Genomic DNA, 21,348 nt, shown 5'->3' on the forward strand with positions numbered 1-21,348 from the left:
GTGCACCACCGCGCCCGCCCGGCGGGGGTGCACGCGGTCGGCGCACCCCCGTACCGTGCGGGAGTTCCCGTCACCAGCGCGGTACGGCCGGGGTGACCCAGTCGGGGTCGGTGACCCGCATGGCGGCCGCGTCGTCCCGGTCACGCAGGGCACCGTCGTCCTCCAGCCAGCGGCGGTGCAGGAACTGGAGCCGGTCGCGGTCGAGTTCGACGCCGAGGCCGGGGGCGTCGGAGACCCTCACCCTGCCGCCGTCGAAGTTCAGCCGTTCGGTGAGGACGTCCTCGGACTGCCAGGGGTAGTGCGAGTCGCAGGCGTGGTGCAGGTTCGGGACGGTGGCCGCGACGTGGGTCATGGCGGCGAGGCTGATGCCGAGGTGGGTGTTGGAGTGCATGGACACGCCGACGCCGAACGTACGGCAGAGCGCGGCGAGTTGCTGGGTGTTGCGCAGTCCGCCCCAGTAGTGGTGGTCGGAGAGGACGACCTGGACGGCGTCCCGGGTGAACGCCTCCTTGATCTCCGCGAACGTCGTCACGCACATGTTGGTCGCCAGCGGGACGTCGGTGCGGGCGGCGACCTCGGCCATGGCGGGGGTGCCGAGGGCCGGGTCCTCCAGGTATTCGAGGACGTCGCCGAGTTCGGCCGCCACCTTCAGCGAGGTCTCCACGGACCAGGCGCCGTTGGGGTCGAGCCGCAGCGGCCGGCCGGGGAAGGCCTCGGCGAGGGCGCGGATCGCGGCGATCTCCTGCTCGGGCGGGTGGACACCGCCCTTGAGCTTGAAGGAGGTGAAGCCGTACCGCTCGGTGAACTTCCGCGCCTGGTCGACGATGCCGGCCGGGTCGAGGGCGGCGCCCCAGTCGTCCCGCTCGCCGGCGACGCCCTCGGGGTGGGCGGCCCACTTGTAGAAGAGGTAGGCGCTGTACTCGACGGCGTCGCGCACCTTGCCGCCGAGCAGCGCGTGCACGGGCAGGCCGAGGGACTTGCCGAGCGCGTCGAGGCAGGCCACCTCGAAGCCGGAGACGACGGACAGCCGCAGTTTGTCGGCGGTCTGCACGCCCCGCAGTCCGCCGACGTCGACCTGTCCGGAGACGCGGGAGGAGTCGACGTCGACCTCGTCCACGAGTGTGAACAGCCGGTTGAGGTCGGTGAGACGGTGGCCGATCAGTTTCCCGGCGAACGGCCGGGCCAGTTCCAGGTACTTGGTGTCGCCGTAGGTCTCGCCGACGCCGGTGACGCCGTCGGCGGTGGTGACCTCGATGATCAGCCGGGGGGTGTACGGCTGGTGGACGCCCTGGGTGTTGAGCAGCGGCGGGTCGGCGACGAGGATCGGCGTCAGCCGGACGTCGGTGAGGGTGAGGTCGCGGGTCACAGCGCGGCTCCTACGAGGTCGAGTCCGGTGCTCAGCAGGGCGGTGAGGTCGGCCAGGTCGGCGGCGGAGGGGCCGGTGAGCGGGGCGCGCACGGGGCCGACCGGGCAGCCGCGCAGCCGGGCGGCGGCCTTGACCAGGGACACGGCGTACCCGGGCGCCCGGTCGCGCAGTTCGACGAGGGGGACGTAGAAGTCGCGCAGCAGCTTGTCCACCGTGGCGCCGTCGCCGTCGCGCAGGGCGGTGAAGAAGGCGCCCGCGATCTCGGGCGCGAAGGCGTGCACGGCGGAGGAGTAGGCGGGGATGCCGACGGTGGCGTACGCGCGGGCCTGCATCTCGGCGGTGGAGGCGCCGTTGAAGAAGAGGAAGCCGTCGGGGGCGGCGAGGGTGAGGCGCTGGAGGCGGTCGAGGTCGCTGTGGCCGTCCTTGAGGCCGATGACGCCGGGGATCTCCGTGATCCGCCGGAAGGCGTCGAGGCCGTAGGCGACCTGGCCGCGCTGGTAGGCGATCAGGGGGAGGCGGGTGCGGGCGGCGAGCTGTTCGAGCTGGGCGACCAGGCCGTCCTGCGGGGCGGCGGTGAGGTAGTGCGGCATGACGAGCAGCGCGTCGGCGCCGGCCTCCTCGGCGATCCGGGCGAACCGGGCGGCCTGCGCCCAGCCGTACCCGGTGCCGGCCACGACGGGCAGGCGGCCCGCCGCGACCTCGACGGTGGCCGTGACGACCTGCCGGTACTCCTCCTCGTCGAGCGAGAAGAACTCGCCGGTACCGCAGGCCGGGAAGACGGCGCCGGGCGCGGCGGCGAGCCGCCCGGCGACGTGTTCGCGGTACCCGTCCACGTCGAGCGAGCCGTCCTCGTGGAAAGAGGTCAGCGGAAAGGACAGCACCCCCTTCGCCATCCCGTCCCGCAACCGCTGCGCCACGTCGGTGGTGCCGGTGTCGAGGTTCACCCGCGTTCATCTCCCCATGTAGATCTGTGTAGACCTGTAGACACTATTCACGTATGCAGATGAAGGTTAGATACACGAACCAAGGTCCGTCAATCGCGGCCGGTAGGCGGTGGCCAGTACGGAGACGGTGACCCGTCCGGGCAGGGGGCCACCGCTCTCCGGTTCCGCCCGGTGCGGGTGGCGTGCGCCCGGTGTCATGGCCACCAGGTCCAGCGCTTCCGCCCGGTCCAGGGGCATGCGGTACTCGACCCGTTCGGTGCCGGCGACCTCGAAGAGGGAATCGAGCGCTCGGTGCAGCCGCCGCTCCTTGTCCGGGTCGATCGTGACCATCGCGGACGCCCGGCTCCGCAGTTCGGCCAGATGCCGCCCTGTGGGCCGGACCACGACCAGTCGGCCGGCCGGACGCAGCACCCGGTGGAACTCGGCCGGATTGCGCGGGGCGAACACGTCGAGGACGACGTCGGCCACCGCGTCGGCCAGCGGAAAGGGACGGAAGACGTCCCACGACACCGCGGCGGCCCGCGCGTGAGCCCGGGCCGCCGAACGCAGCGCACGCGTCGACGTGTCCAGCCCCAGACCGCGCGCGCCGGGCAGCCGGTCGAGTACCCCGGCCAGGTAGTAGCCGGTGCCGCACCCGGAGTCCACCACCGTGGCCGCCCGCCCGGGCCCGGATCCGCCCGCCAGCCGGGCCACGGCCGCACGCACGGGTGCGTAGGCGCCGGTGGCCAGGAACCGCTCCCGGGCCCGGACCATGGCAGCGTCGTCACCACTGGTGGCGCGGGCACCCGTCAGCAGACCGGCATAGCCGTGCCGGGCGACGTCGAAGCTGTGACCGGCGGGACAGCGCAGCGCGCCCCGGTCGGCAGTGAGCGCACCCGCCCGGCACGCCGGGCAGCGCAACAGATCGAGGGAGCGTACGAGGGCAGGGGGGAAGGTTACGGACACGGGGCACTCCTGGCACGGTGCGAGGTGGGGGAAGGAGAACGTGCCTACGCCGGCGCACCCGGAAAGCCGCCGTCCCAGAAGGGCAGCACCGAAAACATGACCCGCGCGGCAGGCACACCAAGGAGGGCGACGCCGTCCGGCATCGCCCTCAGGGCCTCCCACTCACAGGAAGCAGCAGTGCGGGGTGCTCATGAATGCCACGCCACGAGTCTACGAGCTTCGACGAGGCTCCCCCCCCTGCCCGTGGCAACTCTTGGCTGGTGGTTCGAGGTCACGTCGTGGGCCAGGCTGCGGCCGGCACTTTCACTGCCTTTGCGGGGGCAGTGGCTGAAGCGCGGGCCGGTGCCGCAGCGTAGTTCGACCATCCAGCCTTCGCGGGGCGGCTGGTGGTCCAAGTGCTCGAGGAACAGGACACGTTCGTCCGGATCGGTGCCGGGACAGCTCGGACCGCGGTTCGTCCCCGAGTGGCAGGCGCGACCGCATGGACTCATGCTCGACCGCACGCGTGCGTGCGAGCTGCGTTTGCGCCACGGCATTGCTTCGCCTGTCCGCATGGCGTCTCACGTCGTACTCGGTGGCCCTGGGCCCTCGGTCCGCTCACGGGAACTCGTACGCCTCCACCTCCGCCAGGTACCGCGTCCGCAGTTCCTCGTCGTCGTCCAGGAAGGAGGCGAGGAAGGAGTTGCGGGCGAGTGTGCGGAGGTGGTCCTCGCCCAGGCCGAGTTCGTCGCGGACGGCGTCGAAGTTGTCTCCGGCGTAGCCGCCGAAGTAGGCCGGGTCGTCGGAGTTGACGGTGCAGAGGAGGCCCCCGTCGAGCATGGCCGGGAGGGGGTGGTCGGCGAGGCGGTCGACCGTGCGCAGGCGGACGTTGGACAGGGGGCACAGGGTCAGCGGTATACGCGCGCGGACCAGGCGGTCGACCAGTGCGGGATCCTCCACGCAGCGCAGGCCGTGGTCGACGCGTTCCACGCCGAGGACGTCCAGGGCCTCGGTGATGTACTCCGGCGGGCCCTCCTCCCCCGCGTGCGCCACCCGGCGCAGGCCGAGCGCGGCGGCGGTCTCGTAGACCTCACGGAAGACGGCCGGCGGGTGGCCGACCTCGGCCGAGTCCAGTCCGACGCCGGTGATGCGGTCCAGGAAGGGCTTGGCCTCCTCGAGTGTGCGCAGGGCCGACTCGGCGGGCCGGTCGCGCAGGAAACAGAGGATCAGCCGGGTGGAGACGCCGTGGTTCTGGACGCTGCCGCCCAGTGCCCGCCCCAGCCCCCGCACGACCGTCTCCATCGGCACACCCCGTGCGGTGTGGGCCTGCGGGTCGAAGAAGATCTCCGCGTGCCGCACGCCCTGGGCGGCGGCCCGGGCGAGGTAGGCGTCCGCGAGGTCGGCGAAGTCCCGCTCCGTGCGCAGGACCGCCATGAGCTCGTAGTACAGGTTCAGGAAGGACTGCAGGTCCTGGAACCGGTACGCCTCGCGGAGCGCGTCCGTGTCGGCGTACGGCAGGGACACACCGTTGCGCGCGGCGAGCGCGAACGCGAGCTCCGGTTCCAGGGTGCCTTCGATGTGCAGGTGCAGCTCGGCTTTGGGCAGGGGCATCAGAGCATGGTACGTCCCGTTCACACCCGTTTCGGAACCGGTACGCGTCGCAGGTCCTCGGCGACGGTGAGCTCGCCCGCGAAACCGGCGGTACGGGCCTGCCGCTCGAACTCGGCGGGGTCGGAGTAGCGCTGGCTGAAGTGGGTGAGGACGAGGTGCCGTACGCCGGCGTCGCGGGCGACGCGGGCCGCCTGGCCGGCCGTCAGATGCCCGTGTTCGACGGCCAGTTCCTCGTCCTCGTCGAGGAAGGTGGACTCGATGACGAGGAGGTCGCAGCCCTCCGCGAGGACGTGCACGCCCTCGCACAGCCGGGTGTCCATGACGAACGCGAACCGCTGCCCGCGCCGCTCCTCGCTCACCGCCTCCAGCGGGACGCCGCCGAGGGAGCCCTCCCGCTGGATACGGCCGATGTCGGGGCCCGCGATGCCGTGCGCGGCGAGCCGCTCGGGCAGCATGCGGCGACCGTCGGGCTCGACGAGGCGGTAGCCGTAGGACTCGACGGGGTGGTCGAGCCGGTGGGTGTACAGGGTGTACGCGGGGGTCTCGGCCAGTACGCCGTCGGTGGCGGCCGGGGCCTCGGTGAGCGCGACCGTCTCCCGGTACGCCGTCGCGTACCGCAGCCGGTCGAAGAACCGCTGCCCGGAGGCCGGGTAGTGGGCGGTGATCTCGTGCGGGACGCGGTCGAGGTTGACGCGCTGGATGACGCCGGCGAGGCCGAGGGAGTGGTCGCCGTGGAAGTGGGTGACGCAGATCCGGTTCAGGTCGTGCGCGGCGACGCCGGCGCGCAGCATCTGGCGCTGGGTGCCCTCGCCGGGGTCGAACAGGATGCCCTCGGCGTCCCAGCGGAGCAGGTAGCCGTTGTGGTTGCGGTGCCGGGTCGGGACCTGGCTGGCGGTGCCGAGGACGACCAGTTCGCGGACGGACACGATGTATGTGCTTCCCGGTCAGCCGGGGGGCCACTGGAGGCCGCGGCCGCCGAGGACGTGGGCGTGGGCGTGGAAGACGGTCTGGCCCGCGCCGGCGCCGGTGTTGAACACGACGCGGTAGCTGTCGAGGCCCTCGGCGGTGGCGACCGCCTGGGTCTCGCGCAGGACGTCCGCGGTGAGGGCGGGGTCGGCGGTGGCGAGGGCGGCGGCGTCGCGGTGGTGGGCCTTGGGGATGACGAGGACGTGGGTGGGGGCCTGGGGGTTGATGTCCCGGAAGGCGAGGGTCGTGTCGGTCTCGCGGACGAGGGTGGCGGGGATCTTGCCCGCGACGATTCTGCAGAACAGGCAGTCGTCCTGTGGCTCTGCGGCCATGGGGTTCCTCCTGACGGAGTGGATCACTTGCGGGGCATGCTATCGGCCGGGGGCCGGAGTTCTTCCGCCCCCGCCGCCCCTGCCCTTCCCGTCCCCCGGGAGCTCCGCCCCTTCGACCCGGGACGTGGGGTCCCCCTGCTCGAACGAAGTTGAGAGCTTGAGGGAGGGCAGGGGCGGCGGGGGCGAGGGAAATCGCCTACGGAAGCGACGGCGGGGTCTTGGCCGGGGTTTGCTCCAGGGCCGTCAGGGCCAGACGGATCGCCTCGTCGAGCTGGGGGTCACGGCCCGCCGCGTAGTCCTGGGGGGCCGTCACGACCTCCACGTCCGGGTCGACACCGTGGTTCTCCACCCCCCACCCGTACCCCTCCAGCCAGAACGCGTACTTCGGCTGGGTCACCGCCGTACCGTCGACGAGCTGGTACCGGTTGTCGATGCCGATGACCCCGCCCCACGTCCGCGTGCCCACCACCGGCCCGATCCCCAGCGCCTTGACCGCCGCGTTGACGATGTCCCCGTCGGACCCGGAGAACTCGTTGGCGACGGCGACCACCGGACCCCGGGGCGCGTCCTCGGGGTAGCTGGAGGGACGCATCCCGCGCGGCAGGTCCCACCCGACGATCCGCCGCGCCAGCTTCTCCACCACCAGCTGGGAGGTGTGCCCGCCCCGGTTCTCCCGTACGTCGACGACCAGGCCCTCCCGGGCGACCTCCACCCGCAGGTCGCGGTGGAGCTGCGCCCACCCGGAGCCGACCATGTCGGGCACGTGCAGATAGCCGAGCCGGCCGCCGGACTTCTCGTGGACGTAGGCCCGCCGGCCGGCGACCCACGCGTGGTAGCGCAACGGCTCCTCGCTCTCCAGCGGGACGACGACCGCGTGCCGCAGGTCGCCGCCGCCCGCCGGGGACACCGTCAGTTCCACCGGCTTGCCCGCCGTGCCGACGAGCAGCGGTCCGGGGCCGGTGACCGGGTCGACCGGCCGGCCGCCGACGGCGACGATCGCGTCGCCCGCGCGCACCGCGACGCCCGGCGCGGCGAGCGGGGCGTGCGCGTCGGGGTCGGAGGTCTCCGAGGGCAGCACCCGGTCGATGCGCCAACTGCCGTCCTCGCGGCGGGAGATGTCCGCGCCGAGCAGCCCCTGCCGCCGGTCGGACCAGCCGCCCCAGGCCCCGCCGGGGGTGACGTAGGCGTGCGAGGTGCCCAGTTCGCCCTGGACCTCCCAGAGCAGGTCGACGAGGTCGTCGTGGGTGGCGACACGGTCCAGGACCGGCCGGTAGCGGTCGAGGACGGCGCTCCAGTCGACGCCGCCGAGGTCGGGCCGCCAGAAGTTGTCCCGCATGAGGCGGCCCACCTCGTCGTACATCTGCCGCCACTCGGCGGCCGGGTCGACGGTCTGCCGGATGCGGGTGAGGTCGACGGGGATGTTGGTGTCGCTGTCCTCGTCGGAGGAGGCACGGCGGTCGCTGGGGACGACCTTGAGCCGGCTGTCGGTCCACAGCAGGACCCGCTTGCCGTCACCGGTGACGGCGAAGTGGTCGGCGTCGCCCGAGAGGTGCTCGACGCGCTGCTGGAGCAGGTCGTACCGCTCCAGGTCGGTCTTGGGGTCGGGGTCCTCCGGGGTGGCGCGGGAGGAGCCGAGGACGCCCTGGAGGGGGTGGCGCAGCCACAGCACGCCGTCCTTGGCGGCCCGCAGGGTGGAGTAGCGGGCGGCCTCGACGGGGAACGGCACGATCCGGTCGGCGAGCCCGTCGAGGTCGATGCGGGTGGTGGGGGTGCCCTCGCTGTCGGGGGTCTCGTCCTTGTCGGGCGCGTCGAAGGGGCGGCCGTGGCGTTGCGGTCCGAACGGGGACGGGGTGGTCGCGGCGAGCGTGATCAGGTGCGGGCGTACGCCGCCGACGAACGCCAGGTCGAAGACGTGCTCGTCGTAGACCGGGTCGAAGGAGCGGGCGGAGAGGAACGCGAGGTGCTTGCCGTCGAGGGTGAAGGCGGGCGAGAAGTCGCGGAAGCGCAGCGGGGTCGCCTCGGTCACCGACAGGTCGGCGGTGTTGGCGAGCTTGAGCTGGCGCAGCGGGCGCGGGCCGGGGTGGGACCAGGCGAGCCAGGTGGAGTCCGGCGAGAAGACGAGTCCGTCGGCCTCACCGTCCTCGCCGCGGTCGACCTCGCGGACCTCGCCGCTCTCCCGTTCGACGAGGAGGATTCGACCGTCGTGGGAGGCGACCGCGGCCCTGCTGCCGTCGGGTGCCATGGCGAGGCCGAGCACCCGGCCGAGCCGGCCGGCGGCGAGCCGGCGCGGGGCGGCGCCGGGTGCGCCGCCGGTGGCGGGCGCGAACTCCAGAGCGTCCTCGCCCTCGGCGTCGGTGACCCACACCACCCATTCCTCGCCCTCGGAGCGGAAGGTGCGCGGCAGCCGGGTCCGTACGCCGTGCTCGTCGGCGAGGGCACGGGCGGGCCCCGAGCGGTGGGTGACCCAGTGCACGGATCCGCGTACGGCGACCGCGCTGCCGCGGCCGGTGTGGTCGGGGGCGGCGGCACCGAACCAGCGGACGGCGCTGACGGGTTGGGGCTGGAGGTCGACGCGCTGTCCGCCGAGCCGGATCTCCGGGCGACGGGGCTCGGCCCCGTCGAGGTCGTCGAGGATCCACAGCTCACCGGCACAGGAGTAGACGACGCGGGTGCCGTCGGTGGCCGCGTGGCGGGCGTAGAAGCCCCCGACGGGGGTGTGCCGGCGCAGGTCGGAGCCGTCGGCGAGGGAGGAGTAGAGGGCGCCGGTGCCCTCGTGGTCGGAGAGGAACGCCAAGCGGTCCCCCACCCACTGCGGGTACTCCAGGTTGCCGTCCAACTCCTCGTGCAGGCGGACGAATTCGCCGTCGCCTTCGCGGTCGATCCACAGTTTGCCCGCGGTGCCGCCGCGGTACCGCTTCCACCAGGCGGCCTCCCGGCCCATGGTGGCCGAGAGCAGCACCGTGTGCGGTCCGTGGGCGACGTCGCCGACCGGGCCGTAGGGCAGGGTGGTGGCGGGGCCGCCGTCGAGCGGGATCGCGCGGGCCCAGGTGCGGCGCAGCGAGCTCTGGCCGTGGGTGCTGACCGCGAGCACCTCGCCGTCGGGGGTCCAGCCGCGGACCTGGGTCCTGGTCCCCCAGTACGTGAGGCGCGTCGCGGGCCCGCCGTCCAGGGGCGCGACGTGCGCCTCGGGGGCGCCGTCGCGGGTGGAGGTCCAGGCGAGCCGGGTGCCGTCGGGGGAGATACGCGGATGGTTCACGGGGACGTTGTCCGCACTGACGCGCCAGGCGCGGCCACCGGCCAGGGGCGCGACCCAGACGTCGTCCTCGGCGGTGAAGGCGACCGTGTCGCCGTGCAGATGCGGAAACCGGAGATACGCGGGCGATGCGGGCTGTGTCACCAGCTCACCCTATGCACCGACCGGGCCGCACGGACAGGGTTCCGGATCACTTGCCCTCCACGGGCCGGCAGGTGGGGTCGCCGAGGCACCAGATGGTGCGGGTGACCGTGACGGTGGGTCCGGGGCGTCCGGGGGGCGACGGCCGGTAGGTGGCGGGCGGGGTGGGGGTGGCGCTCGCGTCGCAGTCGCCGAGGCCGTCGACGCGGAAGACCTGCCTGCCGCCGACGGTTCCCCGCAACTGCCCGCGTACGCATCTGCCGTCCACGGCACGGGTGACACGGCCCTTGACGGTGACGTCCTTGCCGTCGTCGGTCTTGCCCTGGCAGTCGACGGAGGCGACGGTTCGTGAACCCGTCGAGGAGGGTTCACCGGAACTGCCGGACCTACCGGTCGACTTGTCGCCGTAGGCCGCGGTGCAGCTCAGCCAGCTCAGGTCGACGTGCCGTCGTTCCAGCTCGTGCGTGGCCGTCTGATCCGTGGTGTACGCGACCGACACCCCGCTCAGGCCACCGGGTTCACAGGCGACGGCGGCACCGACCGCGACCACGACGAGACCGGCGACGGAGGCCACGCGGCCGCCGCTCGAGCGCGTCATTGCCCTCATGCACGGCAGCCTGCCACCGTCCCGGGCAGCGCGGTAGGGCGCATACGGCCACCCCGCACGCCCAGCCCAGGCCCTGTCCGGGCAGGGCACGCCGGCCGGGGACTTCTACGACCAGCGGCCGGTGCGGCCGAGGAGCAGAGCGGCGGCCGCCGTACCGGCCGTCGAGGTGCGCAACACGCTGCGGCCCAGCACGTACGCCTTCGCGCCCGCCTCTCTGAACTGCGCCAACTCGTCGGCGGCGACACCGCCTTCGGGGCCGACGACCAGCACGATCTCGCCCTCGGCGGGGAGTTCGGCGGTGGCCAGCGGGGTGCTGCCGTACTCGAAGTCGGAGTGCAGCACGGCCGCGAGGTCGGCTTTGGCCAGAAGCGCGGCAACCTGTCGGGTCGTCGCCGCGTCCGCGACCTCCGGGAAGCGGACCCTGCGGGACTGCTTGCCCGCCTCGCGCGCGGTGGACCGCCACTTGGCGAGCGCCTTCAGCCCCCGTTCACCCCTCCACTGGGTGACGCAGCGCGCCGCCTGCCAGGGCACGATCGTGTCCACGCCGACCTCGGTCATGGTCTCCACGGCGAGTTCGCCCCGGTCGCCCTTGGGCAGCGCCTGCACGACGGTGATCCGGGGCTGTTCCGGCGGCTCCTGCCGTACGTGCGCCAGGTCCGTGACGACGAGGCGGTCCTTGCCCTCGGCGGCCTTGACGACGCCCTCGGCCCAGCGGCCCCGCCCGTCGGTGAGGACGACGTCCTCGCCGGGCCGCAGCCGCTTCACCGAGACGGCGTGCCGCCCCTCGGGTCCCTCCAGCACGAAGTCGGGTCCCACGCCGCGCAGTTCGTCCACGACGAACACCGGAGCCGTCATCGGTGCGTGCCTCCCGCCGGGTGGGACGGCAGTGCGGCCGCCGCCGTGTCGAGTTCCGCCACCAGCAGTTCCACGAGCTGTCCGGCGGGCAGCGCGCGGGCCAGGCGGTGGCCCTGGCCGGCCCACAGCGCCATGCCCTGCGCGTCGCCCGCCGCCGCGGCGGCGCGGCGCAGCGGCGAGGTGAGGTGGTGGACCTCCGGGTAGGCGGCGGGCGCGTAGCGGCCGTGCTCCCGCAGGAACCGGTTGACCAGGGCGCGCGCGGGTCTGCCGGAGAAGGCGCGGGTCAGTTCGGTGCGGACGAAGAGCGGGTCGGTCAGCGCCTGCTTGTGCAGGCGGTGGGCGCCGGACTCGTCGGTGGCGAGGAAGGCGGTGCCGAGCTGGGCCGCGCTCGCGCCGGCCGCGAGCACGGCGGCGATCTGGCTGCCGCGCATCAGACCGCCGGCGGCGAGAACGGGCAGGGGTATGGTCTCGCGGATCCGGGCGAGCAGGGCGAGCAGCCCGATGCCGGTGCCGTCGTTCTCGGGGGTGTCGCGGTGGGTGCCCTGGTGCCCCCCGGCCTCGACACCCTGCGCGATCACCGCGTCCGCGCCGCACTCCCGCACCGCGAGGGCCTCCTCGGCGGTGGTGGCGGTGGCCAGGACGAAGGTGCCGACGCGGTGCAGGGCGTCGACGGTGTCCCGGCCGGGGGTGCCGAAGTGGAAGGAGACGACGGGGACCGGGTTGTCGAGGAGGACGGCGAGCTTGGCCTCGTAGCCGTCGTCCCGGCCGCTGTCCCGGTCGCCCAGCTCGGTCGCGTACCAGGCGGCCTCGCCGGCGAGCTGGTGGGCGTAGACCTCGACGGTGGCCGGGTCGCCGTACTCGGGCTGCGGCAGGAAGAGGTTCACGCCGAAGGGACGGGACGTCAGTCCGCGGATCTGCTTGATCTCCTGGTACAGGCCGTCGGCGGTCTTGTAACCGGCGGCGAGGAAACCCAGACCGCCGGCGTCACTGACGGCGGCGGCCAGCCGCGGCACCGACACGCCGCCGGCCATGGGGGCCTGCACGATCGGGTGCGGGAACAGATCGGTCAGCGGGGAGGACATGCCCGCATGGTGCCACGTCCCCCCGAAGAGTCCGAATCGACGGTTCCGCCAGCGTTTTCCGCCCCCGCCGCCCGTACCCTCCCCGTCCCCCAGGGGCTTCGCCCCTCCCACCCCGGGCGCCCTGCGGGCGGGGCGCGGGAGAGCTCGGGGGATGCGGCGCGCGGGCGGGTGCGGCGGGTGCGGGCGGGTGGGGACTGCGCGACCGGCCACGACGTACGTGCACCCGCCGATGTACCCCGCCCATCCGAGCTCCCACGCGCCTCGGAGGTCCGGGGGCGCGGCCCCCGGGGTCGGGACGGGAAGGGGTGGCGGAGGCGGGGAAGAAGTCCGGGCGCACCCGGAGGCGGTGCGAGGGAACCCCGGCCGCGTCAGCGGCCGTTGAACGCGTCCTTCAGACGCGAGAACAGACCCTGCTGCCCCGGCTGGAACTGCCCCGTCGGCCGTTCCTCACCCCGTAGCTTCGCCAGCTCCCGCAGCAACCGCTCCTGCTCGGGATCGAGCTTCCCCGGCGTCTGCACCTCGACGTGCACCACGAGGTCCCCACGCCCCCCGCCCCGCAGGTGCGTGACGCCCCGCCCGTGCAGCGGTACCGACTGCCCGGACTGCGTGCCGGGCCGGATGTCGATCTCCTCCAGGCCGTCCAGCGTCTCCAGCGGCACCTTCGTGCCGAGCGCCGCCGCCGTCATCGGGATCGTCACCGTGCAGTGCAGGTCGTCGCCGCGCCGCTGGAACATGGAGTGCGCGGTCTCGTGGATCTCCACGTAGAGGTCACCGGCGGGACCGCCGCCCGGCCCGACCTCGCCCTCCCCGGCGAGCTGGATGCGCGTGCCGTTGTCGACACCGGCGGGAATCTTCACCGTCAGCGTCCGGCGGGAGCGGATCCGGCCGTCGCCCGCGCACTCGGGGCACGGGGTGGGCACGACCGTGCCGAAGCCCTGGCACTGGGGGCAGGGCCGGGAGGTCATGACCTGGCCCAGGAAGGACCGGGTGACCTGCGAGACCTCGCCGCGGCCGCGGCACATGTCGCAGGTCTGCGCGGAGGTGCCGGGCGCGGCACCCTCTCCGTTGCAGGTCGTGCAGACGACCGCCGTGTCGACCTGGATGTCCTTCGTGGTGCCGAAGGCCGCCTCGTCGAGTTCGACATCGATCCGGATCATGGCGTCCTGGCCGCGACGGGTGCGCGAGCGCGGCCCGCGCTGCGACGCCGTGCCGAAGAACGCGTCCATGATGTCGGAGAAGTTGCCGAAGCCGCCGGCGCCGAAGCCGCCCGCACCGCCCCCGCCGCTCTGCGACAGGGGGTCGCCGCCGAGGTCGTAGACCTGCTTCTTCTGCGGGTCCGACAACACCTCGTAGGCGGCGTTGATCTCCTTGAAACGCTCCTGCGTCTTGGGATCGGGGTTGACGTCCGGATGCAGCTCGCGGGCGAGCCGCCGGAAGGCCTTCTTGATCTCATCCTGCGACGCGTCGCGGCGCACGCCGAGCACGGCGTAGTAGTCCGTGGCCACCTTAAGACTCCGCCAGGATCTGTCCGACGTACCGTGCCACCGCTCGTACCGCTCCCATCGTTCCCGGGTAATCCATGCGTGTCGGTCCGACCACGCCGAGTTTGGCTACTGCCTCGTCGCCCGAACCGTAGCCGACGGAGACGACGGACGTGGAGTTGAGTCCCTCATGGGCGATCTCGTGACCGATACGCACGGTCATGGCCGAATCCTTCGCCTCGCCCAGCAACTTGAGGAGCACGACCTGCTCCTCCAGCGCCTCCAGGACGGGCCGGATGGTGAGAGGGAAGTCATGTCCGAAGCGGGTGAGATTGGCGGTGCCGCCGATCATCAGCCGCTCCTCGGTCTCCTCGACCAGCGTCTCCAGCAGCGTGGAGAGCACCGTGGCGACCGTGGCGCGGTCCTCCGGTTCCTCGAACGCCTCCGGAAGGTCCTGCACGAGCTGCGGCACGTCCGCGAAACGGCGCCCCGCGACCCGGCTGTTCAGCCGCGCCCGCAGGTCCGCGAGCGAGGCCTCGCCGAACGGCACCGGGCAGTCGATCATCCGCTGCTCCACCCGTCCGGTGTCCGTGATCAGCACCAGCATCACCCGCGCGGGGGCGAGCGACAGCAACTCCACGTGCCGCACGGTCGAACGGGTCAGCGAGGGGTACTGCACGACCGCCACCTGCCGGGTGAGCTGCGCGAGCAGCCGCACCGTGCGGGCGACGACGTCGTCCAGGTCGACCGCGCCGTCGAGGAAGTTCTGGATCGCCCTCCGCTCGGGCGCCGTCATCGGTTTGACGCCGGCCAGCTTGTCGACGAAGAGGCGGTAGCCCTTGTCCGTGGGGATGCGCCCGGCGCTGGTGTGCGGCTGCGCGATGAAGCCCTCGTCCTCGAGGGCCGCCATGTCGTTGCGCACGGTGGCCGGGGAGACGCCGAGGTTGTGCCGTTCGGTGAGCGCCTTGGAGCCCACCGGCTCCTCGGTGCCCACGTAGTCCTGGACGATGGCGCGCAGCACTTCGAGCCTGCGTTCACTGAGCACCGCGCGCACCTCCAGAAGGCTGTCCCGTTGGCTACTGTGCCTGGCACTCCACGTGCGCGAGTGCCAACATCCCCGGTCCAGTGTACGGCCGGGGGGTACGGGCCGGGCAAGGGCGGGGCCTGCGATGCCGTGCCCGGCGACCGCCTCTGGGGCTAGCGTCCCGGTATGAGCGTGCTGTGGGAGGACCGTGCGGAGCAGGCGTCGGGGTGGGAACGGGTGACGGCCCGGGTCGGGCGGTGCCGGCTGCCCCGGTGGGACTGCACCGCCGGGCTCGTCGTGGGTGAGAGCGCGGCGCTGCTGGTGGACGCGGGGTCGAGCGTGGCGGAGGGCGGGTGGCTGCGGGAGGAGGCGGAACGGTCGCTGGGCGGGGGCACCGGGACCAAGACCGGCACCGGCACGGGTCCCGTGCGCCGTGTGACGCATCTCGCGCTGACCCACCCGCACTTCGATCACGTCTTCGGTGCGGCGGCGTTCGGGGACGCGGAGGTGTTCGGCGCGGTCGGCATCGACGTGGCGTACACGGCGCGCGGCCGGGAGGAGTTGCGCGCGGACGCCGTACGCAACGGGCTGGCGGAGGACGCGGCGGCCGAGGCGGCACGCTCCCTGGTCCCTCCCCGCCACCACGTCCGCGGCGAGTGGACCCTCGACCTGGGCGGCGGGTTCACCGTGCTGCTGGCCGACGTGGGCCCCGGCCACACCGCGCACGACCTCGCGGTACTGGTCCCCGCCACGCCCTCGTCCCCGAAGGTCGTCTTCTGCGGCGACCTGGTCGAGGAGTCCGGCGAGCCGCAGGCGGGTCCCGACGCCGTACCCGCGCACTGGCCGGCCGCGCTGGACCGGCTGCTCGACCTCGGCGGCGAGGACGCGGTGTACGTGCCCGGCCACGGAGCGGTGCTCGACGCGCGGTTCGTCCGTGCCCAACGGGACGCGCTGGCCCGCCGCTTCGGCGTGTCGCCGTGACGGGCGGGGAGCTTTCCCTATCGTCGGTCGGATGCGCCAGTACTCTCCGGATCTGACCCCGCCGTGGAAGAAGCCCGCGCCCGTACCGGAGGTTCCGGCCGAACCGGGGCTGGTGGTGGAGGAGCCGGGCACCGGTTTCTGCGGGGCGGTGATCCGCTGCGAGGCCGGCACGGTGACCCTGGAGGACCGCTTCGGCAAGCACCGCGTCTTCCCGATGGAGCCGCGCGGGTTCCTGCTGGAGGGGCGGCCGGTGACGCTGGTACGGCCTGCCGCGACGGGGCGGGGACCGGTGCGTCCCACGCGGACGGCGTCGGGGTCCGTCGCGGTGCCGCAGGCGCGGGCGCGGGTGGCGCGGGCCGGGCGGATCTACGTCGAGGGACGGCACGACGCGGAGCTGGTGGAGAAGGTGTGGGGCGACGACCTGCGGGTGGAGGGGGTCGTCGTGGAGTACCTCTCCGGGATCGACGATCTTCCGGCGGTGGTCGAGGAGTTCGCGCCCGGACCGGACGCGCGGCTGGGGGTCCTCGTCGACCATCTCGTCCCCGGCTCCAAGGAGTCCCGGATCGCCGAGGCGGTGACGAGCGAGTACGCGCTGGTGGTGGGGCATCCGTTCATCGACGTGTGGGAGGCGGTGAAGCCGGCGGCGCTGGGCATCGGGCGGTGGCCGCGGGTGCCGCGGGGGGAGGACTGGAAGACGGGGGTGTGCCGGCGGCTGGGGTGGGACGAGAACACCGGGGCGGCGTGGCAGCGGATCCTGTCCGCGGTGCGGACGTACAAGGACCTGGAGCCGGCGCTCCTGGGCCGCGTGGAGGAACTGATCGACTTCGTCACGGCCCCACCGGAGGGTTGAGCGGGGTTGGCCCCTGGCGTGCGGGTGGGTGAACTCTCGCGCGGAGCCCCTTGAGGGACGGGAAGGGCAGGGGCGGCGGGGGCGAAAGAATCCCGGGCGCCCCCGCAGGCCCCGTCAGTCCACCAGGTCCCGTACCACCGCATCCGCCAGCAACCGCCCCCGCAGGGTGAGCGCCGCCCGGCCCTCCTCGTACGGGGCCGGCAGCAGCAGCCCGTCCGCCAGGGCCCGCCGGGACGCCGCGAGCCCCTCCTCCCGCAGCAACCGCAACGGCACCCCCTCCCGCAACCGCAGCTCCAACAGGATCCGCTCCACCCGCCGGTCCTCCGCCGACAGCACCTCCCGCCCCGCCCCCGGCGACCGCCCCTCCGCCAGCGCTCCCGCGTACGCCCCCGGATGCTTGACGTTCCACCACCGCACGCCCCCCACGTGCGAGTGCGCCCCCGGTCCCGCCCCCCACCAGTCGGCACCCCGCCAGTACAGCTCGTTGTGCAGGCACCGCGCCGCGTCCGAGGTCGCCCAGTTGGAGACCTCGTACCAGTCGTAGCCCGCCGCTGAGAACACCTCCTCCGCGATCAGGTACCGGTCCGCGTGCACGTCGTCGTCGGTCATCGGCACCTCCCCGCGCCGGATCCGCGCCGCGAGCCGCGTGCCCTCCTCGACGATGAGCGCGTACGCCGAGACGTGGTCCGGCCCGGCGCCCAGCGCCGCCTCCAGCGAGGCCCGCCAGTCGTCGTCGGACTCCCCCGGCGTGCCGTAGATCAGGTCGAGGTTGACGTGGTCGAAACCGGCCGCGCGGGCCTCGGTGACGCAGCGCTCGGGCCGCCCGGGGGTGTGCGTGCGGTCGAGGACCTTGAGCACGTGCTGCCGGGCGCTCTGCATGCCGAAGGAGATCCGGTTGAAGCCGCCCTCGCGCAGGGTGGCCAGATACGCCGGGTCGACGGACTCGGGGTTGGCCTCCGTGGTGATCTCGGCGTCGGCGGCGAGACCGAACTCCTCGCGCACGGCGCCCAGCATCCGTACGAGGTCGGCGGCGTCCAGCAGCGTCGGCGTGCCTCCGCCGACGAAGACCGTACGGACCTCGCGGCGGTCGTCGCCGAGGACCTTGCGGGCGAGGCGGATCTCGTCGATCAGGGTGTCGGCGTAGTTGTCGCGGGAGGCGAGCACTCCGCCGGTGCCGCGCAGCTCGGTGGCGGTGTAGGTGTTGAAATCGCAGTAGCCGCAGCGGGTCGCGCAGTAGGGAACGTGCAGGTAGAAGCCGAGGGGTCGGTCGGCGGCGCCGGCCAGGGCGGACGCGGGCAGGGCACCGTCGTGGGGCACGGGCTCGCCGTCGGGGAGAGCGGAAGGCATGCGTTCCATTGTCCCGCACGGCGCGCGGGACCGATCCACGCGCCGTGCGCACCGGCACGGGCGGCCCCACGCGCCCCGCACCGGGCCGCCCGCGGCACGTCACTCCGCCTGGAGGACCAGGAGGGCCAGGTCGTCCTCGGGCGGCCCGTCGCCGAAGTCGTGCACGAGCCGGCGGATCCGGTCCGCGACGCGTTCCGCGGTCAGGCCCGTGCAGCCGGCCAGCGCGTCGGCGAGCCCGTCGGCGTCGTCGAACTGGCGCGGTCCGTGCCGTCGCTCGGTCACCCCGTCCGTGACGCACAGCAGCGTGTCGCCGGAGCGGAGTTCGAACGTCTCGCAGTCGTACGTCGCGTCCTCCACCACCCCGAGCAGGGTCTGCGGCTGTGCCGCCGTGCGTACGCTCCCGTCGGGCGCCAGGACCAGCGGCAGGGGGTGCCCGGCGGAGGCGAGCGTGCAGCGCACCCCTCCCTCGACGGGCGCCAGCTCGCCGTAGAGCAGGGACAGGAACCGGTTCTGCGGCCCGTCGTCGGCACCGAGGTCCGGGACCCCGGCGGCGACCAGGGCCCGCGCGGCGGCGTCCGAGGCCTCGGTGGCGTCGTCGAGGAGGAGCTGGTTGAGGCGGTCCAGGACCTCCGGGACGGCGTACCCCTCGCGGGCCAGCAGCCGCAGCCACGGCCGGGCGAGACCGATGACCACCGCGGCCTCGGGCCCCTTCCCCTGGACGTCGCCGATCGCGAACGACCAGCGGCCGTGGCCGGCGGGGAACAGGTCGTAGAAGTCGCCGCTCGGGCCGCCCTGGTCACGCGGTTCGTAGACGAGGGCGCTGCGCATCCCCGGTATCTCTGCGACCGCGCCGGGCAGCAGTCCGCGCTGGAGGACACGGCTGATGTTGGCCTGCCGGGCGTACTGGCGGGCCGCGCCGACGGCCTGGGCGACCCGGCGGCACAGGTCCTCGACCAGTGCGGAGACCCCGTCGGGAAAGCGCGGCACGCCGGACCGGCCGATGACGACGGTGCCGAGGGGGCGGCCGCCGACGATCAGACGGTAGGCGAGCGCGGCACCCGGGGTGACGACCACGGCGGGGTCGCCGTCCGCTCCGGGGCCGCCGTCCGCTCCGTCGTCCCGCTCCGTCGCGGCTGTCTCCCCCTGGGGCGGGTCCAGCGCCTCGGCGGGCCAGGAGACCGGTACGGGGCGGGTGCGGGCGGCGTCGGGGAGGCGGGGCGGGTCCTTCTCCAGGACGCGGCGCAGTTCCTCCAGGCGGTCCTCGTTGCTGTGCCAGACGCGGGCGAGCCGGGAGCCGCGCGCGGTACCGGTCCCGGCGGCGCGCGGGTCGGTGGTCCCGTCCTCCAGCCACACCGCGCACCACTCGGCGAGCCGGGGCACGAGAAGCTGACCGGCGAGAGCGGTGACCAGGTCCTCGTCGAGCTGCCCGGCCAGCAGGTCGGACGCCTCGGCGAGGAAGGAGAGGGCGCCCCGGTCGAGCCAGTCCTGCTCGGGCCCGTCGGCGGGCTCGTCCCCCGTCCCGTCGGCGGTCCTGCCGGCGGGCCCCGGCCGGGCGTGCGGCGATGCCGCGTCCCCGGACGGCGCTTCCGGAGTCGTGGAGCGCGCACCACCCGTGGCCGCCGGGTCCGACATCGCCGACGGGCCCACGACGGCCGGCGCCTCCGCGGTGCCGGCGACGTACGGCCCGGTCACGGTGCCGACGACGGCCGGCGCCGCCGACGTGCCGACGGGGGCCGGCGCCTCCGCCGTGTCCGTGACCGCGCCGTACGTGCCGAACTCTCTCTCCCCGCCGGGCCCGTCGCCCCCGGCCAGCCGGGCCCACACGCACTTGGTGCCCCGGCGGTAGGTGATGCCCCACTCCTGGGCCAGCGCGGCGACGAGCCGCAGCCCGCGGCCGTACTCCGGCGTGCCGTGGGCCCGGGCCCCCTCGTCCCGCACGGGCCGGGAGGGATGACGGTCCGACACCTCCACGACGAGCGCGGCGGATCCGCTCGCCCCACGACCGCCGGTGTCCGCCTCGTCGCCGTACGGCCCGCGTGTGCCGCCGTCCTGCCGTTCGCCGGGGCCCCCGGCGTCCCCGAGGGCCCCGGCGAACGGAGGCACCCCCACCCCGAGGGACCCGGCCGCCGACAACGAACCGCCGTCCGACGGTGCACCGCTGTCCCACAGCGAACCGGTGCCCGACAGCAGAGCGCCGTCCGGCGGCCGAGCGCCGTCCGCGAGCGGATCCAGGCACTCGATCGTCTCGATGGCCTCCATGGCTTCCATGGCCTCGATCGGCTCGATCGGTCCGACCGCCTCCACCACGCCCCCGGCACGCTCCCCGCATCCGCCGAAGTCCTCGGAGCCGGTGCACCCCGCGTACTCCAGGCGGCACTCCACCACCACGTCAGTGCCCGCGTGCACCACCGCGTTGGTGACCAGCTCGCTCACCACCACCTCGGCGTCGTCGCACAGCCGGTCCGTGAGGAACCCGGCGCCGGGCAGCGCACGGGCCGTCCACGCGGCGAGCGTCTCGCGGACGAAGCGGCGGGCGGCGCCCGGCGCGAGCGCCCCGCCGGGCAGCGACGTGCGCGCCACCGTGCGCCACCCCGCGCTTCCGTACGCGGCCACGACGGACGCATCGTCACCCGTGGGGGTCATTCCCCCGAGTGTGGCCGACGTGGCGGCCGGACGGGCCCAGGTGTCCCGTTGTGTGGGAATGGCCCCCATGGACAGCTCCCGGAGCAGTCGGTCGAATCTGCCTGTACCGATGCGGACAGAGTGACAGACTGACCCCGGCCATAAGCGCCGAGTTACCGAAGTAGGCCGCCATGGGTGAGAACAGTGCTACGGATGCACTCCGAAACGGGCAGGGAAACGATCAAATTCGAGCATCCGCTCAAGAACCGGTTCCAGGCTCCGTACAGATGTCGGAACGGGTGGGGCACCGGCGAGGAACGCCGGGATGAACGCCGAGCAGACGGCAGGCACCGCGGCCGAGGAGAACCGCGCCGCCATCCTCCTGGTCGACGACATGGAGGACAACCTGCTCGCGCTGGAGGCCGTGCTCGGCTCCTTCAACGAGCCGCTGGTCCGCGCACGGTCGGGCGAGGAGGCACTGAAGGCGCTGCTCAAGCAGCGGTTCGCGGTGGTGCTCCTGGACATCCGGATGCCGGGCATGGACGGCTTCGAGACGGCCGCGCACATCAAACGGGCCGACCAGACCAAGGACGTACCGATCATCTTCCTGACCGGTGAGGACCCGGACGCGGGCTACGCCTTCCGCGGCTACGCCACCGGGGCCGCCGACTATCTCACCAAACCGTTCGACCCGTGGGTGCTGCGGGCCAAGGTGAGCGTCTTCCTGGACCTGCACCGCAAGGGCCGGCAGCTCGAACGGATGCTGGCCCGCGAGCGGCACCAGTTCGAGCAGCTCTCGGCCCACCTGGACGAACTCGACACGCACCTGTCCTCGCACCCGGTCCAGGACGTCTTCGCACTGCGCCGCCACGTACGGCGCATGGAGGAGACCCTGCGCCGGATGCGCAGCACGTAGACCGCGGGCATGAGCACGTAGACCGCGGGCATGAGCAAGCAGACCG

The 21,348-nt window shown here is 73.6% G+C and carries 17 protein-coding genes; 3 read left to right on the plus strand and 14 right to left on the minus strand.

What is annotated here, in order from left to right; translation table 11 throughout:
- Positions 1–70 precede the first annotated feature (70 nt).
- The 12 genes from QFZ64_RS11990 to hrcA all read right to left on the minus strand — a co-directional run bounded on the left by QFZ64_RS11990 (position 71) and on the right by hrcA (position 14,607).
- Positions 71–1,366, minus strand: coding sequence for a glucarate dehydratase family protein (locus QFZ64_RS11990; RefSeq protein WP_307064899.1), 1,296 nt, complete (start codon positions 1,364–1,366; stop codon positions 71–73).
- Positions 1,363–2,259 (minus strand): 5-dehydro-4-deoxyglucarate dehydratase, encoded by an 897-nt coding sequence (locus tag QFZ64_RS11995; RefSeq protein WP_307071661.1) that lies wholly within the window; start codon positions 2,257–2,259, stop codon positions 1,363–1,365. Before QFZ64_RS11995 ends, QFZ64_RS11990 begins: the two co-directional genes overlap by 4 nt.
- Before the next feature lie 117 nt (positions 2,260–2,376).
- The gene (locus tag QFZ64_RS12000) at positions 2,377–3,255 is read right to left on the minus strand and encodes a putative RNA methyltransferase (protein ID WP_307064902.1); all 879 of its coding nucleotides are present in this window, start codon (positions 3,253–3,255) and stop codon (positions 2,377–2,379) included.
- A gap of 597 nt (positions 3,256–3,852) precedes the next feature.
- Positions 3,853–4,845 (minus strand): adenosine deaminase, encoded by a 993-nt coding sequence (locus tag QFZ64_RS12005; RefSeq protein ID WP_307064904.1) that lies wholly within the window; start codon positions 4,843–4,845, stop codon positions 3,853–3,855.
- A 20-nt stretch (positions 4,846–4,865) separates the two neighbouring features.
- A complete protein-coding gene (locus tag QFZ64_RS12010) occupies positions 4,866–5,771 on the minus strand; it encodes a ribonuclease Z (protein ID WP_307064906.1) in 906 nt (301 codons plus the stop codon).
- 18 nt (positions 5,772–5,789) lie between these two features.
- Positions 5,790–6,143: a histidine triad nucleotide-binding protein gene (locus QFZ64_RS12015; protein WP_307064908.1), complete on the minus strand. Its 354-nt coding sequence runs from the start codon at positions 6,141–6,143 to the stop codon at positions 5,790–5,792.
- A gap of 196 nt (positions 6,144–6,339) precedes the next feature.
- Complete coding sequence (locus QFZ64_RS12020) at positions 6,340–9,540, minus strand: S41 family peptidase (RefSeq protein WP_307064910.1); 3,201 nt, start codon at positions 9,538–9,540, stop codon at positions 6,340–6,342.
- Positions 9,541–9,586: 46 nt separating this feature from the next.
- Positions 9,587–10,144, minus strand: a complete 558-nt coding sequence (locus QFZ64_RS12025; protein WP_307064913.1) for a hypothetical protein — start codon at positions 10,142–10,144, stop codon at positions 9,587–9,589.
- A 105-nt stretch (positions 10,145–10,249) separates the two neighbouring features.
- The gene (locus QFZ64_RS12030) at positions 10,250–10,999 is read right to left on the minus strand and encodes a 16S rRNA (uracil(1498)-N(3))-methyltransferase (protein ID WP_307064915.1); all 750 of its coding nucleotides are present in this window, start codon (positions 10,997–10,999) and stop codon (positions 10,250–10,252) included.
- Positions 10,996–12,081, minus strand: coding sequence for a nitronate monooxygenase (locus QFZ64_RS12035; RefSeq protein ID WP_307064917.1), 1,086 nt, complete (start codon positions 12,079–12,081; stop codon positions 10,996–10,998). Before QFZ64_RS12035 ends, QFZ64_RS12030 begins: the two co-directional genes overlap by 4 nt.
- A gap of 368 nt (positions 12,082–12,449) precedes the next feature.
- Entirely contained in the window at positions 12,450–13,586 is a 1,137-nt protein-coding gene (gene dnaJ / locus QFZ64_RS12040; RefSeq protein WP_307064919.1) for a molecular chaperone DnaJ, read from the minus strand.
- Position 13,587: 1 nt separating this feature from the next.
- A complete protein-coding gene (gene hrcA / locus QFZ64_RS12045) occupies positions 13,588–14,607 on the minus strand; it encodes a heat-inducible transcriptional repressor HrcA (RefSeq protein WP_307064921.1) in 1,020 nt (339 codons plus the stop codon).
- A gap of 165 nt (positions 14,608–14,772) precedes the next feature.
- Between hrcA and QFZ64_RS12050 the strand changes: the two genes are divergently transcribed.
- Together QFZ64_RS12050 and QFZ64_RS12055 are read left to right on the plus strand one after the other, a co-directional pair.
- Entirely contained in the window at positions 14,773–15,567 is a 795-nt protein-coding gene (locus QFZ64_RS12050; RefSeq protein ID WP_307064923.1) for an MBL fold metallo-hydrolase, read from the plus strand.
- Between the two features lie 31 nt (positions 15,568–15,598).
- Positions 15,599–16,417, plus strand: a complete 819-nt coding sequence (locus QFZ64_RS12055) for a DUF3097 domain-containing protein (protein WP_307064925.1) — start codon at positions 15,599–15,601, stop codon at positions 16,415–16,417.
- A gap of 114 nt (positions 16,418–16,531) precedes the next feature.
- Here the strand turns inward: QFZ64_RS12055 and hemW are convergent, their stop codons facing one another.
- Positions 16,532–17,764, minus strand: a complete 1,233-nt coding sequence (gene hemW / locus QFZ64_RS12060) for a radical SAM family heme chaperone HemW (RefSeq protein WP_307064927.1) — start codon at positions 17,762–17,764, stop codon at positions 16,532–16,534.
- A 99-nt stretch (positions 17,765–17,863) separates the two neighbouring features.
- The gene (locus tag QFZ64_RS12065) at positions 17,864–20,407 is read right to left on the minus strand and encodes a SpoIIE family protein phosphatase (protein WP_307064930.1); all 2,544 of its coding nucleotides are present in this window, start codon (positions 20,405–20,407) and stop codon (positions 17,864–17,866) included.
- A gap of 304 nt (positions 20,408–20,711) precedes the next feature.
- Between QFZ64_RS12065 and QFZ64_RS12070 the strand changes: the two genes are divergently transcribed.
- Positions 20,712–21,302 (plus strand): two-component system response regulator, encoded by a 591-nt coding sequence (locus tag QFZ64_RS12070; RefSeq protein WP_307064932.1) that lies wholly within the window; start codon positions 20,712–20,714, stop codon positions 21,300–21,302.
- Positions 21,303–21,348: the final 46 nt, after the last annotated feature.

It is taken from the genome of Streptomyces sp. B3I8 (genome assembly GCF_030816915.1).
In the GTDB taxonomy this organism is placed as follows: Bacteria; Actinomycetota; Actinomycetes; order Streptomycetales; family Streptomycetaceae; genus Streptomyces.